Source organism: Bathymodiolus platifrons methanotrophic gill symbiont (assembly GCF_002189065.1).
In the GTDB taxonomy this organism is placed as follows: domain Bacteria; phylum Pseudomonadota; class Gammaproteobacteria; order Methylococcales; family Methylomonadaceae; genus Methyloprofundus.
Window position 1 is genome coordinate 1 of record NZ_BDMN01000243.1, and the last position, 15,478, is coordinate 15,478.

A 15,478-nucleotide genomic window follows, 5' to 3' on the forward strand; every position below is an offset into this window, starting at 1 on the left:
TAAATAATTATTGGGAAACTTCAGTATACAAACTAAGGGTGTTCCTTTAAATATTAAAGGCGAACAATCCAGAATGTCTTTGTCGGGTGCTCAGGACAAAATGACTGTTTTTATTGATGCTAACGGTGCAATATTAATTCCTCTGGGCTCTGCTCCTTCTACACATATTATCAAGCCTTCAGTTAATCACCGTTTAGATATCCCTCATACCGCTATTAAAGACATTCTTAATTAACCTGAGTTCGGGATAAGAAAAGTGGGCAACCTTCTATAAAACCTGAAAAAATATAAGCAACCAAGAATATATTTATTTCAAAAGGCTGCCCATTGATGAGTTTAACCCAATTATTTTGTGATGTAGACGATTTTTGTAAAGTATTTATCCCCGAATGGGAAAAAACACAAATTGAAAGTGGTGAAAAGAAAAGAAGAAGGAAGCGCTGCATTAGTACGAGCGAAATTATCTCTCTCATTATTTATTATCACCAATCAGGGTATGGTACGTTCAAGTGGTTCTACTTGCGCTATTTACCGAGGAATTTATCGGGTGCTTTCCCGAAGGCCCCAAGTTACAACCGTTTCATTGAGTTATTACCCGAGGTGATTGTTCCTTTGACTGCTTTTATGCAAACTCGATGTGGCAAAGGAGAGGGAATTGCTTTTGTTGATTCGACACCTCTTCGTGTTTGTAAAAACCTTCGTATTCCACGACATAAAACATTCAAAGAGGTAGCGCAGCGTGGCAAATCCTCTACAGGTTGGTTTTACGGGTTCAAATTGCATATCATAGTAGATGACCGTGGAGAAATACTCTCTTTTTCAATCACTAAAGGTAATGTTGATGACCGAAAACCTGTTCCCTATCTGGCTAAAAAAGTGATCGGGAAGCTGTTTGGTGATCGTGGTTATATTTCTAAAAAACTGACTGAGCTTTTGGCAACTGATGATGTTGAACTGATTACAACACTTAGAAAAAATATGAAACCCCGAGTGATGGCTGCTTTTGATGCTATCTTACTGAGAAAGCGCAGTATTATTGAAACAATTAATGATCAATTGAAAAATATTTTTCAGCTAGAACACTCTAGGCACAGATCACTGACGAATTATATGGTCAATGCAGTCGCCTGTTTGGTTGCTTATTCGTACCAAGAAAAAAAGCCTGCTCTCAACCTAAGAAGAGAAGATTTATTGCCTTTGCTATAATTCCTTATCCCGAACTCAGGTTAAATAATGAGACAGATAATTTCGCTCGTACTAATGCAGCGCTTCCTTCTTCTTTTCTTTTCACCACTTTCAATTTGTGTTTTTTCCCATTCGGGGATAAATACTTTACAAGGCTGCTTTGTTTAGGTACTTCTTCTTTCAACAGGAACACTGATGATTATTCAATCAAAATTAACATTGATAGTAGCGCAAATAGTCAGCCGTAGCGGTATCAGTGCTAGGTATATATTCAATTGATTTTTTAACTGTTCCAACAGATAACCTGATCGTTATAGGAATAGAATTCATCAACTACAAATAAGGCAAACATATTATGAGAATACTAAGAGTCGAAGTGGTCATTATGTTGATTGTATTAGTCATGATAGTTTTTACCGATAATTTTCAGGCAATTATTTTGGGAGTCATTTTAGCTTCGCTGGTATTTATTAAAAAACTTGAGGATATGACTGAAGACAAATCCGTTTCAGGCACGATCGAAGAATTTACGTGCGAAAAAGCATGGGCGGATGACGCCAGGATTATTCCGGAAATACAAAATAAAATTTATATTAAATATTTAAACAGTCCATAATTAAAGAATTTGCCAATGAATTTCTTGCGCTGTCTAGGTCACGCCCCGAAGTTGAGATTGTTATTTTGTGTATGGAAAGCGTGAGTTATATAGATTTATCTGGAGTATACGCTCTTAAAGAGGCGGTTACTGTACTGCAGGATAGGAATATAAAACTTCTGGTAACAGGTCTGCAGGCTCAGCCCAAAGATATGCTCACAGAAGTTCGCATGATTCCTTATATAATACCGGAGGATGCTTTGTGTCGGGATTTTCAATCTGCAATCAAAACACTGAGTGCTAGCCCTGCACCTTATCATTACCCGCAAAAGAACGAAATTTTGATTCAAGCTTAAATAAAAATTCAATATTACTTGAGAGCCTGGCGCAGACGGTATATCATCCGTGGGCTATTGGGTATCCGGAGCATCCGGTATCCCGCAAGTATCATAGAATCTATCTGTATGACTGTATGCCCGTTGAATCTTTATTAATTATTAAAAATAAAATGTTGTGTAGACAATTTAAGCACTTTCTTAAAATTACTGCTTTTATAAAGCACGATGATAAGAAACTTGAATCTGATCAGCAAATGTTGCTTAGAGTGTGTATAAAATTTCTCACTTTAATATTTTTTATTTTAGTATTTGATAGCTTACTGGATTTGTTTTTAAGCTTATTAGATATTGTGATTCATCTTACTCATTTGATGATTGAAGCTATCGAGTATTTACTGGTACTGTTTCTTCAATTTAGTATTAATACCACGTCTCAGCAAAGCGAAACAATCATTGTAAATACTGCGATTATTACCGCGTTATTTCTGGCTTATCGGTTAATACTTGTTGCACCTCGGCTATCTATTCGCTTTAAACGAAATTTACGGGCGGCCTGGTTGCGTCACATAAGGCGAGAAGCTTGCTGCTGGCGAGCAATGTCAATAGGTCACAAAATAAAATGCGTCAGCGCATATAGCTTTGGTACTGCTTTTCTTTTGTTATTCATTGGTTAAATTATATACTTCGTGCGGCCACATTTGCCGATAGACTACGTTGCTAAAACAGTTGCGTAGCTAGCTATGCAATTGTTTCAGCGCCACCCGTGGTTAGTTTATTTGATTAAAACTTTTCCTGATTCCCCATAACTTTCAGCCACACTGCGTCATTCCTGCATGCTTTTAGCAGGAATCTCGTGGGTTTGACAAAGATTCCCGATAAAGCTTGTGCCCACGCTTGACTGGGTAGACTTCGGGAATGACGAGTTTTTTAACATACTGATGTTTCAAGTATTATTGTAATATGGCTGAGAGTCGTACGTAATCAGCATCTTGCCAGGTTTCTGGCTGCCCACCTTCTAACGTAACAAAATACTATATATTCAAAGACTTGTATTTTGTTACTTAGAAGGAAACCTTTTGAATAACACACTTACCACTGCCCCCTTTCTATCTATTCGGTTGCTTATTTGAACCTTTGCCTGGTGTAAATCTGCTATTTCTTTAACAATAGCCAACCCTAGACCACAGCCATTGCCTGAACTACTCTGAATTCGGTAAAAACGCTCAAATATTCGAGTCTGTTCCTCTTCGGGAATACCATCACCATCATCCTCAACCTGTAAAATAGGCAGTTCATCCGAGCTTAACTTAACGACAACATTGCCATCTACGTGCCCATAGCTGATCGCATTATCGATTAAATTAGATAATAATTCTTTTAGCAAGACAGCATCACCCTTTATCCAGACTGGATGATCAGGGCCATCAAAACTTAGTTCAAGCTGTTCTTGCAATGCTTTGGGTACCCACTCAATACAAACTTCACGCACCAAGAGCTGCAGGTCTAGTCTTTTTAATTTCTGACTTCCTTCGATAGGTTCTGAACGTGCTAATGCAAGTAACTGAGTAACCATATGTGAAACCCGGTCGGTACTATTTTGCATTTGGCGTAAAGAAGTACGCATGGTGTCCAGATTATTTTCACGCTGAGCCACTTCGGCTTGCAGCTTTAACCCAGCTAACGGTGTGCGTAATTGATGTGCAGCATTGGCAATAAAGCGCTGCTGAGCGGCAATAGCGGCAGTTAGGCGTGATAGTAATAGATTAATGGTATCCGTTAATGTTTTGACCTCGGTAAAAACATAGGTATCAGTCATCGGGCTTAGATCCTGAGGCGACCGTCTTGCAATCTGCTTAGATAATTTATGAAACGGTGACAGGATTATTTTAATATTTTTAAATAAATATAAAGATATCAATATTGTAAATAGTAACTGCGGGATTAAGTCAGCCAATAAAATATCGGTCATCATTTCCTGACGTTTGTGCAAAGTTTCTGCAAAATAAATAGTGACTTTGTCAGCTATTGCCTGATTTTTTACCTGTATTGCTACGACCCGTATTGGCTCATTATAAATGAGGCTATTAAAAAACACGGGCTTAGTTCCATCTATAAGGTCAAGCTCTGGTAATTCAGGATCACCCGCTAATTCACCTTGATTTTCAGAGACTACTCTAAAATAAGTCTTGTCCAGATCATCCCAGCTAAAAACTTCCAGCGCATTTGCTGATAATTCAATAGATATTTTCTGCCCCGTGACTTTGATTTCCTGTTCCAAAGAATGTGCTGAGTTAAGTAACCAGCGATCATTGGTTTTGTCGACATAATGCAGAGTCATCCAATAGGAGAGGGCGGTTTCAATCAGTAAAAAGCAGAAAACAGGAACTAGTAAGCGAATAATAATAGTATGTTTCAGACTTTTACTGGCCATGTGAGTTTTCCTCCAGCAAATAACCTAATCCACGGATAGTACGGATAACGGATTGATAGGGCTCCAGGTTTTTGCGTAAACGATGAATATAGACTTCAATCGCATTATCAGCTAGTGCTTCGCCTGTCGATGCTAGGCGCTGAGCTATTCGGTCTTTACTGACAACTTTCCCTGCTTGCAGGATTAAAATTTCAAGTAAGGCAGCCTCACGAGCGGATAAGCTGAGCAGTTCTCCATCGGCAAGAATCTGGTGTAACTGGGTATCTAATACCAGCCGCCCAACCTCGATACGATGAGTGAAACCTCCATAACATCTGCGTATCAATGCATGAATTCTAGCTTCTAGTTCACCTAAATCAAAGGGCTTGGTTAAGTAGTCATCCGCTCCCTGACTGATGCCTTCGATTCGGTCGCTAACGCCATCACGTGCCGTTAGGATCAGAACCGGTAAGGCTATTTTCTGGTGACGTATATTGCGTAGTACTTCAAGTCCATCCATATCAGGTAAACCTAAATCCAGCACGATCAGGTCAAACCCTTGCGCATGTATTAATTGCAGAGCATAGTTTCCTGATGCAGTTGCACTAACTGTATAACCGCTTTTCTGCAATATATGCGTTAAGCCATCACTGAGTACAGCATCATCTTCTATTAATAAAATGTTCATTGCTTACAAGGGTGAAAGGTTATTGAAAGGTTGCATACCTATAATTAATTTAAAACCCAAAGAACATCTATTAATCGTGCTACCAGAGACACTTATGCAATCATTTGAAAAACTATTAGAACAAAATAAACAGTGGTCTGCTAATAAAAAAGTTCAGGATCCACAGTTTTTTGAACATTTATCAAAAGAACAAAAGCCTGAATTTCTTTGGATCGGCTGTTCGGACAGTCGCGTGCCAGGTGAAATTATTGTCAATGCAGAACCGGGTGAAATTTTTATTCATCGTAATATTGCCAATCAGGTTATTCCTACTGATTTTAACTGTCTTAGCGTCTTGCAATATGCGGTTATTGTGTTACAAGTGAAACATATTATCGTCTGTGGGCATTATAACTGTGGCGGTGTTATTGCTGCATTAAATAAACAACGCTCAGACCTGGTTATTACTAATAAATGGCTGATGCATATTAAAAACACTTACCGTTTGCATCAAGATGAAATTGATTCTTTAAGCGACGAAAAGCAGCGGGTTAATAAGCTGGTTGAATTAAATATTATCGAGCAAGTGAATGCTTTAGCGCATACCTCAATTATTCAAGAGTCCTGGTCTCAACATAAGCTACCTACGTTGCATGGTTGGGTATATGGGCTGGAAGATGGACTGATTAATCCTCTGGTAACGCTGACATCGGAGCATAAGATTAATCCTATTTTTCAGTATGAAAAGATAAATAAAAGAGTGAAATGATGAATACAACTAAGCAGTACAATTCTAATTTCAACGTGTTGTCGAATCTTCGCTATGATATCCCAGCTGGGATTGCGGTGTTTCTTGTTGCTGTACCGCTTTGTCTAGGTATTGCGATGGCGTCGGGTGCGCCGTTGTTCTCCGGTTTGATAGCAGGCATTATGGGAGGTATTGTTGCTCCTTTAATTAGCCGGTCTGCTCTGGGAGTCAGCGGACCAGCCGCTGGTCTTGCTGTCATCGTATTGACAGCGATACAGGATCTGGGGTTTGAGACTTTTTTATTGGCTGTTGTAGTGGCAGGTATTTTTCAGGTTGGCATGGGGATCGCTAAAGCAGGTATCATTGGCTATTTTTTTCCCTCTTCAGTGATCAGTGGTATGTTAGCTGGCATTGGTATTATCATCTTCACTAAGCAGATTCCTCATGCCCTGGGTTATGACCGTGATTACGAAGGGGATCTGTCCTTTTTTCAGGATGATGGCTTCAATACCTTCACTGAATTAGCTCACATACTGAATTATATTACGCCTGGAGCTGTGATAGTTGCGATCGCGTCACTATTGATTCTGTTTCTATGGGAATTGCGAGTGATGAAAAAAAACCGGATCTTCAAGTTGTTACCGGGGTCATTAATCGCTGTATTAACAGGCATACTGATCAGTCAGGTGTTTCCTGTGTTTTTTCCTGAGATGGCGCTAGCAACGGAGCATCTAGTCAGTATTCCTGTGGCCGAGAACAGTGCTGATTTAATGAGCCAGTTTACCTTTCCCGACTTTTCCCAGTTTAACAATCCACAGGTTTATCTGACTGCTTTGACTCTGGCTATTGTCGCCAGCCTGGAAACTTTGCTCTGCGTTGAAGCTGCGGACAAACTTGATGCAGATAAAAGAGTGACACCGACAAATCGCGAACTCATTGCTCAAGGATTTGCCAATAGTGCATCGGGACTTATTGGTGGGCTGCCAGTTACTCAGGTAATAGTACGTAGTTCTGCAAATATTCAGGCAGGAGCAAAAACTAAAGCTGCTGCATTTGTTCATGGTTTATTGCTACTTATCTCGGTTATGTTAATCCCGGCATTACTTAATCTGATTCCGCTGGCCTGCCTGGCAGCCATTTTGTTTGTGGTTGGTTATAAACTAGCAAAGCCGGCACTGTTTATAAAAATGTATAAAACAGGGATGTATCATTTTATCCCATTTATAGTGACAATTCTGGGCCTGGTATTTACTAATCTGTTATTAGGCATAGGGATTGGCCTAGTGATAGCGCTAGTGTGTGTGCTGCTGGAAAATTACAAAGTTGCCGGATATTACCATGAGGAACATGAAGACAAAACCATCATCCTCCGGTTGTCGGAACAGGTTTCATTTCTGAATAAGGCAAATATTTTGCAGACTCTGGACCGAATTCCTGATCATTCTAAAGTCGTTATCGATGCTTCGGATTCAAGGTATATCGATTACGATGTTTACGAGATCATTAATAATTTCAAAGCCGAGGCTAAACGCAAAGATATTGAGTTGCAGGTTATAAACTTGAATGGTTATGGAACGATGGAGCCTGTTAGGTAGGCTTTATCAGCTGAGGAGAATAAACCTGTTTACCATTATGTCTTCTGGCAACTCACACACGATCCATGCAACTCCAGGGTTAAACATTGAGGCTTAAATTGCACGCCTTCACTTAAAGCAAACAAGCTTTCATAAACGGGTGTTGCATCAATCTCATAGGCATTTTTACACTGATCACAAATTAGAATTACAGACTTATGTTGTACTTCAGCTTGTAAACAACCAAGAAAGGCATTAAGTGATTCTATTTTATGTACCAAGCCTGCTTCCATTAGAAAGTCCAGTGCACGATAAATCGTTACTGGTTTTGCATTAGGGTCATGCTGGCGAAACAAGTCCAGTAATTCATAGGCTCCTATTGCTTTATGGCTTGCGCAAACAAGCTCTAGAACACGCTTTCTAATGGCTGTTAGGCGTACGCCATTTTTGCTACAGATTTTTTCAGCAGCTTGTAACGCATGGGCAACACAGCTCCGGTGGTTATGTTGACCTTGCAAGATTTTACTATCAATATTTTGTGTCATGCTAAAAGCTCACCCTTATTCCTATTTCTGCACCACGGCCTGGCTCTGGTGCGTAGTCCTTTAAAAATGATGTCGAATTACGAATGGTTTCATTAAGCAAATTATTTCCTTTTACAAATAACAAAAGATTATATTTATCTGCGAGTTGAACCTGATAAGAAACATTGGCATCTAATAATATATATCCAGCGGTTGGCGTTTCATTTTCCCCTACATGGTTTTGCGGTTCTGCTCGCGTTAATCTCAGCCCGGCGGAAAAAGCATCATAGCCAAAATAGTCAAACTGAAAACCATAACGTAGTGGGGGCATACGCGGCACATTACCACCGCCGGATAATTCACCACGAACAAAGTCGCTGAACAAGGTCAGATCAAATTGATTGTCTTCACCTTCCCATAAAGGCAAAGCCAGCTGAGCTTCAAAACCATAGAAGCGTGCATTACTTTGTATTGCCTGATATACAGGTAAACATTCTTCATTAGTAGCGCAGTCTGAAACAAAGCTTTCACTATCCAGATTAAACCAGTCACCGGTATTTTCCTGCAGAATATAATCATTACTCCAGTTATGAAAAACATTTAGCTCAGTGCTCATCCAGTCAAAGTCTGTTTTAAAACTAAGTTCAAGATTATATGAAGTTTCCAGCTGTAAATCTTCGTCACCTAGCTCATAGCTTTGTGCTGCAAAATGTACCCCGTCGGCAAATAATTCAGCGACATCCGGAGCACGTTGTGCATGGGTAAAGGCTAAACTAAATAATATGTTGTCGTTTGTATTCCATAAAGCAGATAAAGAGGCGCTTACTGGAGTATGTTGTGTTGAGGAGAAACCCTCTGCATCAATTTGTTGATGTTCAACACGTAAACCTAATTCATAGGCAATATTACCCGCGTGAATGTCTTCAATCATAAAGACCGCATAATTCTGTTTTTCTGATGGGGGGACAAATGCTTCCTCGCCAATTGCGACGGAGTCTTTATTTTGTGCTTGAAACCCTACAGCCCCATGATCAATAAAGCCTATGGCCTTATGTACCAATTCAACACGTCCTTCGATACCCTGAATATCAAATTGTGTACCGACAGTTACCCCATCTTCTAGTTCTGCATGTTGATAGTCGTTATAAGCAAAGCGTAACTTTAAGGCTTCTATCCAGGAGAAAGGCTCATAAAATTCTGCTCTTAGATCATAGCGGTTTTGCTTTAAATCTATACGCACCAGTTCATCAACTGGCGGCACTCCATAGTTGTTATCCAGATGATTGTATGAAAACCCCAGCATTCCCCAATCATCTATCCATGAGCCTCCTAAAGTACCACTCCAGCTTTGTGCATCAGTATTTTCTACATATCCCAAACCATTCGATTCGGTAGGGACATGGTAATCCTCGCTAGTACGAAAGAATCCATCCAGGTGCCAGGCAAAATGATCTAATCCGCCATCATGCTTTAACACGCTACTCCATTGATTAGACACAGAGTTGTATCGTTGTTCAAAAGCAAGTTCAGCTGCTTCAGGCACATACATGGGGATGCGGTTATCAATCACGTTAACAATGCCACCTATTGCACCACTGCCATAGAGCAAGCTGGCAGGGCCACGCAACACTTCGATTCGTTCAGCTAGCAAGGCTTCGGTACTATTTGCATGATCAGGGCTAACACCTGATGCATCAAGGCTACTTAAGCCATTTTGCAATACCAGTACACGCACTCCCGTCTGCCCACGAATCACTGGCTGTCCAACACTAGTACCAAAAGACATGCTATGAATACCTAATTCTCCTTTTAAGGTTTCACCAATCGTCGTTGCCTGTTTCATTGATAATTCATCTCCAGCTAATATATTAACCGGGTGTACTGTCTCCGCTGTCTTTGTATGTAAAGGTGCAGATACAATAACAGGCTCTAACTCTTGCACATCTTCTGCTATTGCAGAAGATGTAAAAAAAAGAAAGAGGAGGCATGATTGGCGAAGCATATTAAAATCCTGATAAAAATGTAATGTTATAATATTACATTTTTTCGGATGGATCAATAGCAGCTTTGTCTTAGGTAGTTCTGCGATATGATTTATGATTATATATCGTAAGCTTAGACTTAGATGGGGAGCTTGAATTTAGCTAATGTATTTATTTGTTTTTAGTTACGCAAGTGGGTAAGGGAAATGGAAAAATTAAATCATCCAAAATTAGACGACTAATTCAACGCGGAACAAGCTTTGTGTAGGGTATGCATCGCATACCTATAGGCTTTCAGGTAAATAATTTCCATACATTCTGGGCAGTCAGAAATGCTCGGAAGCGGGATCTTTAGTCCCGCATGCTTGGACGGGACTAAAGATCCCGCTTCCGAATATTGCTTGAAAATTTCAGAGAAACTATAGCAGCTCTGAAAGGTATGCGATGCGCACCCTAGCGCAATATTTCCTGTTAAGTGGGTAGTCGAAATTATCCATAAAGATTATTGAAACTAGCTTATTAACGTTTAAAAATTGGACGGTTATTTATTTCCGTCTCCCTAATGTCTAAGTATATCATCATTAAAAAATACAATAACTTAACAAGAAGTTAACATCTTTTTCAGCTTGTTTAGGCCTGATGTTACCTTTAGAAGATGACATAAAGCGTGTCGTAAACCGGTGTTTTCCGCCACTAATTTCGACAAAATATGGGATGGATCTTAATAGCTTGATAATTACTATCTGGTAGGGTTGTGTCTGATCTAATGTTGCCTGATGAAAGCCTTTGTGTGCAATTTCTTCTTTAGTTGCACCACTTAAACGAATAAAATTCAGGATCAAATCGACTGCTGTTCGAATGGGAGAAAACAGGTTTATCCACATATTCAAGTCTTCATCCTGTAGTTCTTTATTTTGTTCTAGCCAAAAATGGTAGGAAGGGAGGTCAAATGAGCAGGTGCCACCTGGAATGCTACTGCGCTGACTAATGGTATGGAACAAATCGCTTTTCATGCTGGAGATGTCAATTTTTCCATTGGTTGCATAGAGTATTTTGCTGGTTGAGTTTAATTCATCCAGGATTTTACGTAGCCTCTTTGTATCAATACCTTCGTGGTTTGATAATTGGTTAAGTCTATTGGAGTGACGTTCTAATTCTTTAAGAGTTTCAGCTTTTAAGTCATGACGACTGAAAACTTGTAAAATATCCACCAGAGTACTGACTGCTGCACGCTTATCCCATATGCTGGATCCGCTCAGGAAGTGGTCTAGTTGTAAAAAGAGCTGTTCCAGACGGATGAACACGCGCATGCGTTCATTTAGAGGGAATTCGTAGCTAATGTATTCTGTAGTCACTTTGCCTGCTTTAGAAATTGGTCGTGTAAGCTGTTAACTTGCTCGCTTAGATGAGGAATGTCTTTTGTGTTGTCAATAATACTGTGTGCATATATTAAGCGTTCAGTTCTACTCACTTGATTGTTTATGATGGCGATAATTTGTGAGTCATTGAGTTTGTCTCGTGATTTTACTCTATTAATTTGCATTTCCATAGGGCAGTCAATGACTAAAATATAATCCACCAGAGATTGCATCTGGGTTTCTATTAATAATGGAATAGAAACAATGGCATAAGGGCTGCTTAGTCGGCTTAATTGAAAGTTAATTTCTGCATAAACTAAAGGGTGCATAATGCTTTCAAGTTGGCGTTTTTTTTCTGCGTTCTGGAAAACACAATCACGTAGCAGAGCTCTATTCAATCTACCATCCGGATTGATCATACCAGATCCAAAAGTAGTGCTGATTTGGCTTAAGGCTTTTTGGCCAGGCGCAACCAGCGCATGAGCAATGACATCTGCATCAACAACTGGAATATCGTGTTGTTTAAATAAATTAGTTACTGTTGATTTACCACAGCCAATACCTCCGGTAAGACCTACTTTATACATCAGGGTACCTATAATAGGCCAGCATTAGTTAAATATAGTGTATTAATTTGCTCACCCCACAATAAGGCAATCCAGCCGGCAATAGCGAGATAAGGCCCAAAGGGAATAGGAATATTTTTGTCTCGTTGTACGAAAATAATCAGGGAAGTACCAATAATAGCACCGACTAGAGATGATAATAATATAATTAATGGCAGGTATTGCCAGCCTAGCCAGGCACCAAATAAGGCGAGTAGTTTGAAATCGCCATAACCCATGCCTTCTTTGCCGGTAAGTAGTTTAAATAACTGATAGATAACCCATAAGAATAGATAACCGGCTACTGCTCCGATAATGCTGGATACAGGATCAGTGAAAATATTAAATAAACTTAAAAATAATCCTAGCCATAACATGGGTAGGACAATATTGTCGGGTAATAATTGATGATCAAAATCAATACCACTCAGTGCAATTAATGTCCAGGTAAGTAGCAGGGCGAACAAGGTTTCTATTTCACCGCCTAGCTGGTAGGCAACAACGATGGATAAAATGCCTGTCAGAGCTTCAACAAACGGGTAACGTAGAGAAATTCTTGTTTGGCAATTCGCACATTTTCCTTGTAATAATAGATAGCTTAGTACTGGAATATTCTGGTACCACATTATCTCTGTATTACATGCAGGGCAATGAGAGTGGGGTAGGGCTAAATTAAAAGTTTCAGCCGCTGGTTCGCTAGCTGGAAGCTTAAGAAACTCCTGGCATTCTTGTTTCCAGCCCCGCTGCATCATAATGGGTAGGCGATATATTACGACATTAAGAAAACTCCCAATCATTAATCCTATGATGCCAACAAGCGGACAAAGTAAAGCAGGTGAATTTAGAATAATTGAATAAGGTGACATAGCGCTTTAGATAGGGGGTAAAGGTAGAAAGTTTAAATGCGAGTATCGAACCGTACAAGCTATATTGTATAAGCTATTATTGCTGAATGTGTTCTTGCAGGGATCTTTTGGGGGTACGTGAAATATTTGTGATACATGGAGCAGGGGCTCTAAGCCAGTATGTTACCAGCGGAGCTAGAGCCCTCGTGTTTTTTATTATCCCCTAGTTTTAGCCAATGGCCGCACTAAACTGTAGTTTAGTAATGTTGACACAGGGTCTTAGGTCAATAGTATCAGTGATTTCAGTGTTTTTCATTTCTTGTCAACATAAAGTAAGTTAATTCCTGTTTTTTCAGCATAATTTTGATTTTTGTCAACAACCATTGCAAACGATGCAATAAACTGAATTAACAGATTATAAAATAAAAGTGGGCAATGAAAATTTCAGAGCCCTAGATAATGATATTTTTATTAATAACTTCATTATAGACCAACGACAGTATTAATGTTAATGCTTGGGTGTCAGTAAAAGTGTAAAATAGAGTATGGTTTTTTATTACAGGTTTAATACTTGTCCTGTTTCTTCATCTACTTTTGCTGAATATGCTTCTATAAGTGAAATCATTCCTTTAGTTACTTCATTACCACCCTCATAATCTATAGATAACTTGCCGTTAAGTTTTTCTATTTTTGTAAATATACCTGCTGGCATGTCGTTATAAATTTGATGCATTTTTATTTCATCATCTAAATATACAATCATTTCATGCCACATTGAGCCAAAACTATTTTCTTTTAAAGGTAGGCTGACTATGAATTCTATATTTATGAGGGGGGGGCCAAGAACCAGAATGTTGTTCACAACTTGAAGCCCCCTTCTTTGTCGTATAGAAGTTTCCTTTTTTACTGCATTTTTCACAGATTATTTCTGAAAGGGTATGGGCCATATTTGTTATTCCATAAATATAAGGGTAGTCAATAGGATCATACTCAGTTACATAATAATAAAGCCTTTTACGGTTTTTTTGACCTCTTTAGCTAATATTTATCGAACAATCTACAATTAATTCAGATAAAGTTTCTATTAAAGGAAGCCAACCATCTTGGCATTGAAAATCCCAGCATATAATTGAGTTTCTTTTACTACCATTTATATCTTGGTATAAAGATGGGTATTTTTTTGTAAGTATTTCTTCAAATTTTTTATTCATATTGGTCACTTACGTTTATTTCTGAAATTACACCATTCGTTTTTTTCCAGTTATGCCAAACATAATTAGCATCATCGCTATAACCAGGTTCGCCGATTAGCGTATAGATTCGACCACTTCGTGTTGTAATGGCTGATGTAACGCGGCCATATTGATCTGGTACATTTCCTAATAAATGGTGACTTTCGCTGAAAATCAGGGAAACGTAGCCTAAGCGAAGTGATGATTTTTAGTCCGCGATAGCCGTAGGGCCGTTATTTTGTCGGAGTCTGAGCGTTAGCGAAGGTGGAGACAAAATAAAAGGCCATCCGACACGGCGATCAAGTCATTTGGAGCCTATGTTCCGACCCCTTGTTGGGTCGGGACGAGGTGACGAGGACGAATCGGGGCCGCCGGAGGCATAAGTGGTCGCGTTAAGTTTTTGCTGCTTGCTTGGGCTGGGATGCCCAAAACAAGCTTTCGCAAAAATAGCGACTCCCCGATATTGTTTCCATTTTTAAAAGTGGCTTCAAAAACAGACCAATTTACAATGATTGTTTTTGGTTCGCTTTCTACTGAAGAAATCGGCCAGATTGATTGAGTTCATTTTGTTTTGTCATTTTTTCTCCTTAGTTAAAAAATAGGCACATACGTTTAAATTTATGGTGGCTTGTAACGATTGAAAAGCATACCTGTCACACTATTTGTTTATAGGTATGCTGTGAGACACTAATCAATGGAAGGCCTCTGGTTGGGGGGTAATTATCTGTCCTGTATCTTTATCAATTTTTAATGCATATGCCAAAATAAACATAACCATTCCATGGGTTACTTCATCACCTCCAGTATATTCAATATGTAAGGTGTCATTTACCGTGGTAAATTTAGTGAATACAACCTCAGGCATTTCTTTACGTTTTTGGTTATCTTGAACTTGCTGATAAAGCTTGATAATCATTGATTGCCACATCTTTCCAATGTCATCAGTAGATATAGGCAATTCAATGATAGGTCTTCGTTTTATAAAGGGAAGAGCCGCTCCACTGTGTACAGGACATCGAGATGTAATAGAGTTTCCGTTGAACATTTCTCCTTTTTCAGCACATTCAGTACAAACTATTCCTGACAATATAAACGCCATCTTTGTGGCTCCAGCAATAAAGTCTCTATCCTTAATTTCAAAATTAGAAAAATAAAATTGAAGTCGCCCCTGTTTATTGACAACTTTAGCCACTTTAATCATTAATGAGCGTTTTACGACCAGTTCAGAGAGAGTTTCGGCAAGACAATACCAGCCATCATCACAATCAAACTGAATAGGATGAAATGTCTCTTGTTTTGCAGAATATAAAGCGGAAAACTTTTTGAATAATAGCTTTTGTAGTTCTTTCTGCATTTTTGTCACTTAAGTTCAATTACTAGCTTTGAAGGTTTTTGTGTGGAACTTAGGAGTATAA

At 39.1% G+C, this 15,478-nt stretch carries 18 protein-coding genes and 1 pseudogene; 8 read left to right on the plus strand and 11 right to left on the minus strand.

Going from position 1 to position 15,478, the window contains the following annotated elements:
- Positions 1-10 precede the first annotated feature (10 nt).
- Complete coding sequence (locus tag CDZ78_RS13715) at positions 11-235, plus strand: type II toxin-antitoxin system HipA family toxin (protein WP_140414065.1); 225 nt, start codon at positions 11-13, stop codon at positions 233-235.
- A gap of 95 nt (positions 236-330) precedes the next feature.
- Positions 331-1,206 carry an IS982 family transposase gene (locus tag CDZ78_RS13720; protein WP_087870515.1) on the plus strand — a complete coding sequence of 292 codons (876 nt, stop codon included), beginning with the start codon at positions 331-333 and terminating at the stop codon, positions 1,204-1,206.
- 23 nt (positions 1,207-1,229) lie between these two features.
- Here CDZ78_RS13720 and CDZ78_RS24550 read toward each other — a convergent pair.
- A pseudogene (locus CDZ78_RS24550) lies at positions 1,230-1,325 on the minus strand (IS982 family transposase); the annotation flags it as partial.
- Between the two features lie 215 nt (positions 1,326-1,540).
- Here CDZ78_RS24550 and CDZ78_RS13725 point away from each other — a divergent pair.
- The 3 genes from CDZ78_RS13725 to CDZ78_RS13735 all read left to right on the plus strand — a co-directional run bounded on the left by CDZ78_RS13725 (position 1,541) and on the right by CDZ78_RS13735 (position 2,792).
- On the plus strand, positions 1,541-1,801 hold the full coding sequence (locus CDZ78_RS13725; protein ID WP_087870516.1) for a hypothetical protein: 261 nt from the start codon (positions 1,541-1,543) through the stop codon (positions 1,799-1,801).
- A 56-nt stretch (positions 1,802-1,857) separates the two neighbouring features.
- Positions 1,858-2,136: a sodium-independent anion transporter gene (locus CDZ78_RS13730; RefSeq protein WP_338070329.1), complete on the plus strand. Its 279-nt coding sequence runs from the start codon at positions 1,858-1,860 to the stop codon at positions 2,134-2,136.
- A gap of 116 nt (positions 2,137-2,252) precedes the next feature.
- The gene (locus CDZ78_RS13735; RefSeq protein WP_087870518.1) at positions 2,253-2,792 is read left to right on the plus strand and encodes a hypothetical protein; all 540 of its coding nucleotides are present in this window, start codon (positions 2,253-2,255) and stop codon (positions 2,790-2,792) included.
- A gap of 383 nt (positions 2,793-3,175) precedes the next feature.
- Here the strand turns inward: CDZ78_RS13735 and CDZ78_RS13740 are convergent, their stop codons facing one another.
- Both CDZ78_RS13740 and CDZ78_RS13745 read right to left on the minus strand, forming a co-directional pair.
- The gene (locus CDZ78_RS13740; protein ID WP_087870519.1) at positions 3,176-4,549 is read right to left on the minus strand and encodes a sensor histidine kinase; all 1,374 of its coding nucleotides are present in this window, start codon (positions 4,547-4,549) and stop codon (positions 3,176-3,178) included.
- Positions 4,539-5,216 carry a response regulator gene (locus CDZ78_RS13745; RefSeq protein ID WP_087870520.1) on the minus strand — a complete coding sequence of 226 codons (678 nt, stop codon included), beginning with the start codon at positions 5,214-5,216 and terminating at the stop codon, positions 4,539-4,541. The genes CDZ78_RS13740 and CDZ78_RS13745 overlap by 11 nt, the downstream gene beginning before the upstream one ends.
- Before the next feature lie 94 nt (positions 5,217-5,310).
- Here CDZ78_RS13745 and CDZ78_RS13750 point away from each other — a divergent pair, with 94 nt between their 5' ends.
- The gene (locus tag CDZ78_RS13750) at positions 5,311-5,964 is read left to right on the plus strand and encodes a carbonic anhydrase (RefSeq protein WP_087870529.1); all 654 of its coding nucleotides are present in this window, start codon (positions 5,311-5,313) and stop codon (positions 5,962-5,964) included.
- On the plus strand, positions 5,964-7,538 hold the full coding sequence (locus CDZ78_RS13755) for a SulP family inorganic anion transporter (protein WP_087870521.1): 1,575 nt from the start codon (positions 5,964-5,966) through the stop codon (positions 7,536-7,538). The genes CDZ78_RS13750 and CDZ78_RS13755 overlap by 1 nt, the downstream gene beginning before the upstream one ends.
- Positions 7,539-7,573: 35 nt before the next feature.
- Here CDZ78_RS13755 and CDZ78_RS13760 read toward each other — a convergent pair whose 3' ends face one another.
- The 7 genes from CDZ78_RS13760 to CDZ78_RS22090 form a co-directional block, all read right to left on the minus strand.
- Positions 7,574-8,062: a transcriptional repressor gene (locus CDZ78_RS13760; RefSeq protein ID WP_087870522.1), complete on the minus strand. Its 489-nt coding sequence runs from the start codon at positions 8,060-8,062 to the stop codon at positions 7,574-7,576.
- Position 8,063: 1 nt separating this feature from the next.
- Complete coding sequence (locus tag CDZ78_RS13765; protein ID WP_087870523.1) at positions 8,064-10,043, minus strand: TonB-dependent receptor; 1,980 nt, start codon at positions 10,041-10,043, stop codon at positions 8,064-8,066.
- A 561-nt stretch (positions 10,044-10,604) separates the two neighbouring features.
- Positions 10,605-11,378 (minus strand): cell division protein ZapD, encoded by a 774-nt coding sequence (gene zapD / locus CDZ78_RS13770; RefSeq protein ID WP_244559255.1) that lies wholly within the window; start codon positions 11,376-11,378, stop codon positions 10,605-10,607.
- On the minus strand, positions 11,375-11,968 hold the full coding sequence (gene coaE / locus CDZ78_RS13775; protein WP_087870524.1) for a dephospho-CoA kinase: 594 nt from the start codon (positions 11,966-11,968) through the stop codon (positions 11,375-11,377). Before coaE ends, zapD begins: the two co-directional genes overlap by 4 nt.
- Positions 11,969-11,976: 8 nt before the next feature.
- The gene (locus CDZ78_RS13780) at positions 11,977-12,852 is read right to left on the minus strand and encodes a prepilin peptidase (RefSeq protein WP_087870525.1); all 876 of its coding nucleotides are present in this window, start codon (positions 12,850-12,852) and stop codon (positions 11,977-11,979) included.
- A gap of 535 nt (positions 12,853-13,387) precedes the next feature.
- Entirely contained in the window at positions 13,388-13,750 is a 363-nt protein-coding gene (locus CDZ78_RS13785) for a hypothetical protein (RefSeq protein WP_140414067.1), read from the minus strand.
- 115 nt (positions 13,751-13,865) lie between these two features.
- Positions 13,866-14,042 carry a hypothetical protein gene (locus tag CDZ78_RS22090; protein ID WP_167374307.1) on the minus strand — a complete coding sequence of 59 codons (177 nt, stop codon included), beginning with the start codon at positions 14,040-14,042 and terminating at the stop codon, positions 13,866-13,868.
- Positions 14,043-14,484: 442 nt separating this feature from the next.
- On the opposite strand from CDZ78_RS22090, the gene CDZ78_RS22095 reads away from it, so the two are divergent.
- A complete protein-coding gene (locus tag CDZ78_RS22095) occupies positions 14,485-14,622 on the plus strand; it encodes a hypothetical protein (protein ID WP_167374308.1) in 138 nt (45 codons plus the stop codon).
- A gap of 132 nt (positions 14,623-14,754) precedes the next feature.
- Here the strand turns inward: CDZ78_RS22095 and CDZ78_RS13790 are convergent, their stop codons facing one another.
- Positions 14,755-15,417 (minus strand): hypothetical protein, encoded by a 663-nt coding sequence (locus CDZ78_RS13790; protein WP_087870527.1) that lies wholly within the window; start codon positions 15,415-15,417, stop codon positions 14,755-14,757.
- Positions 15,418-15,478: the final 61 nt, after the last annotated feature.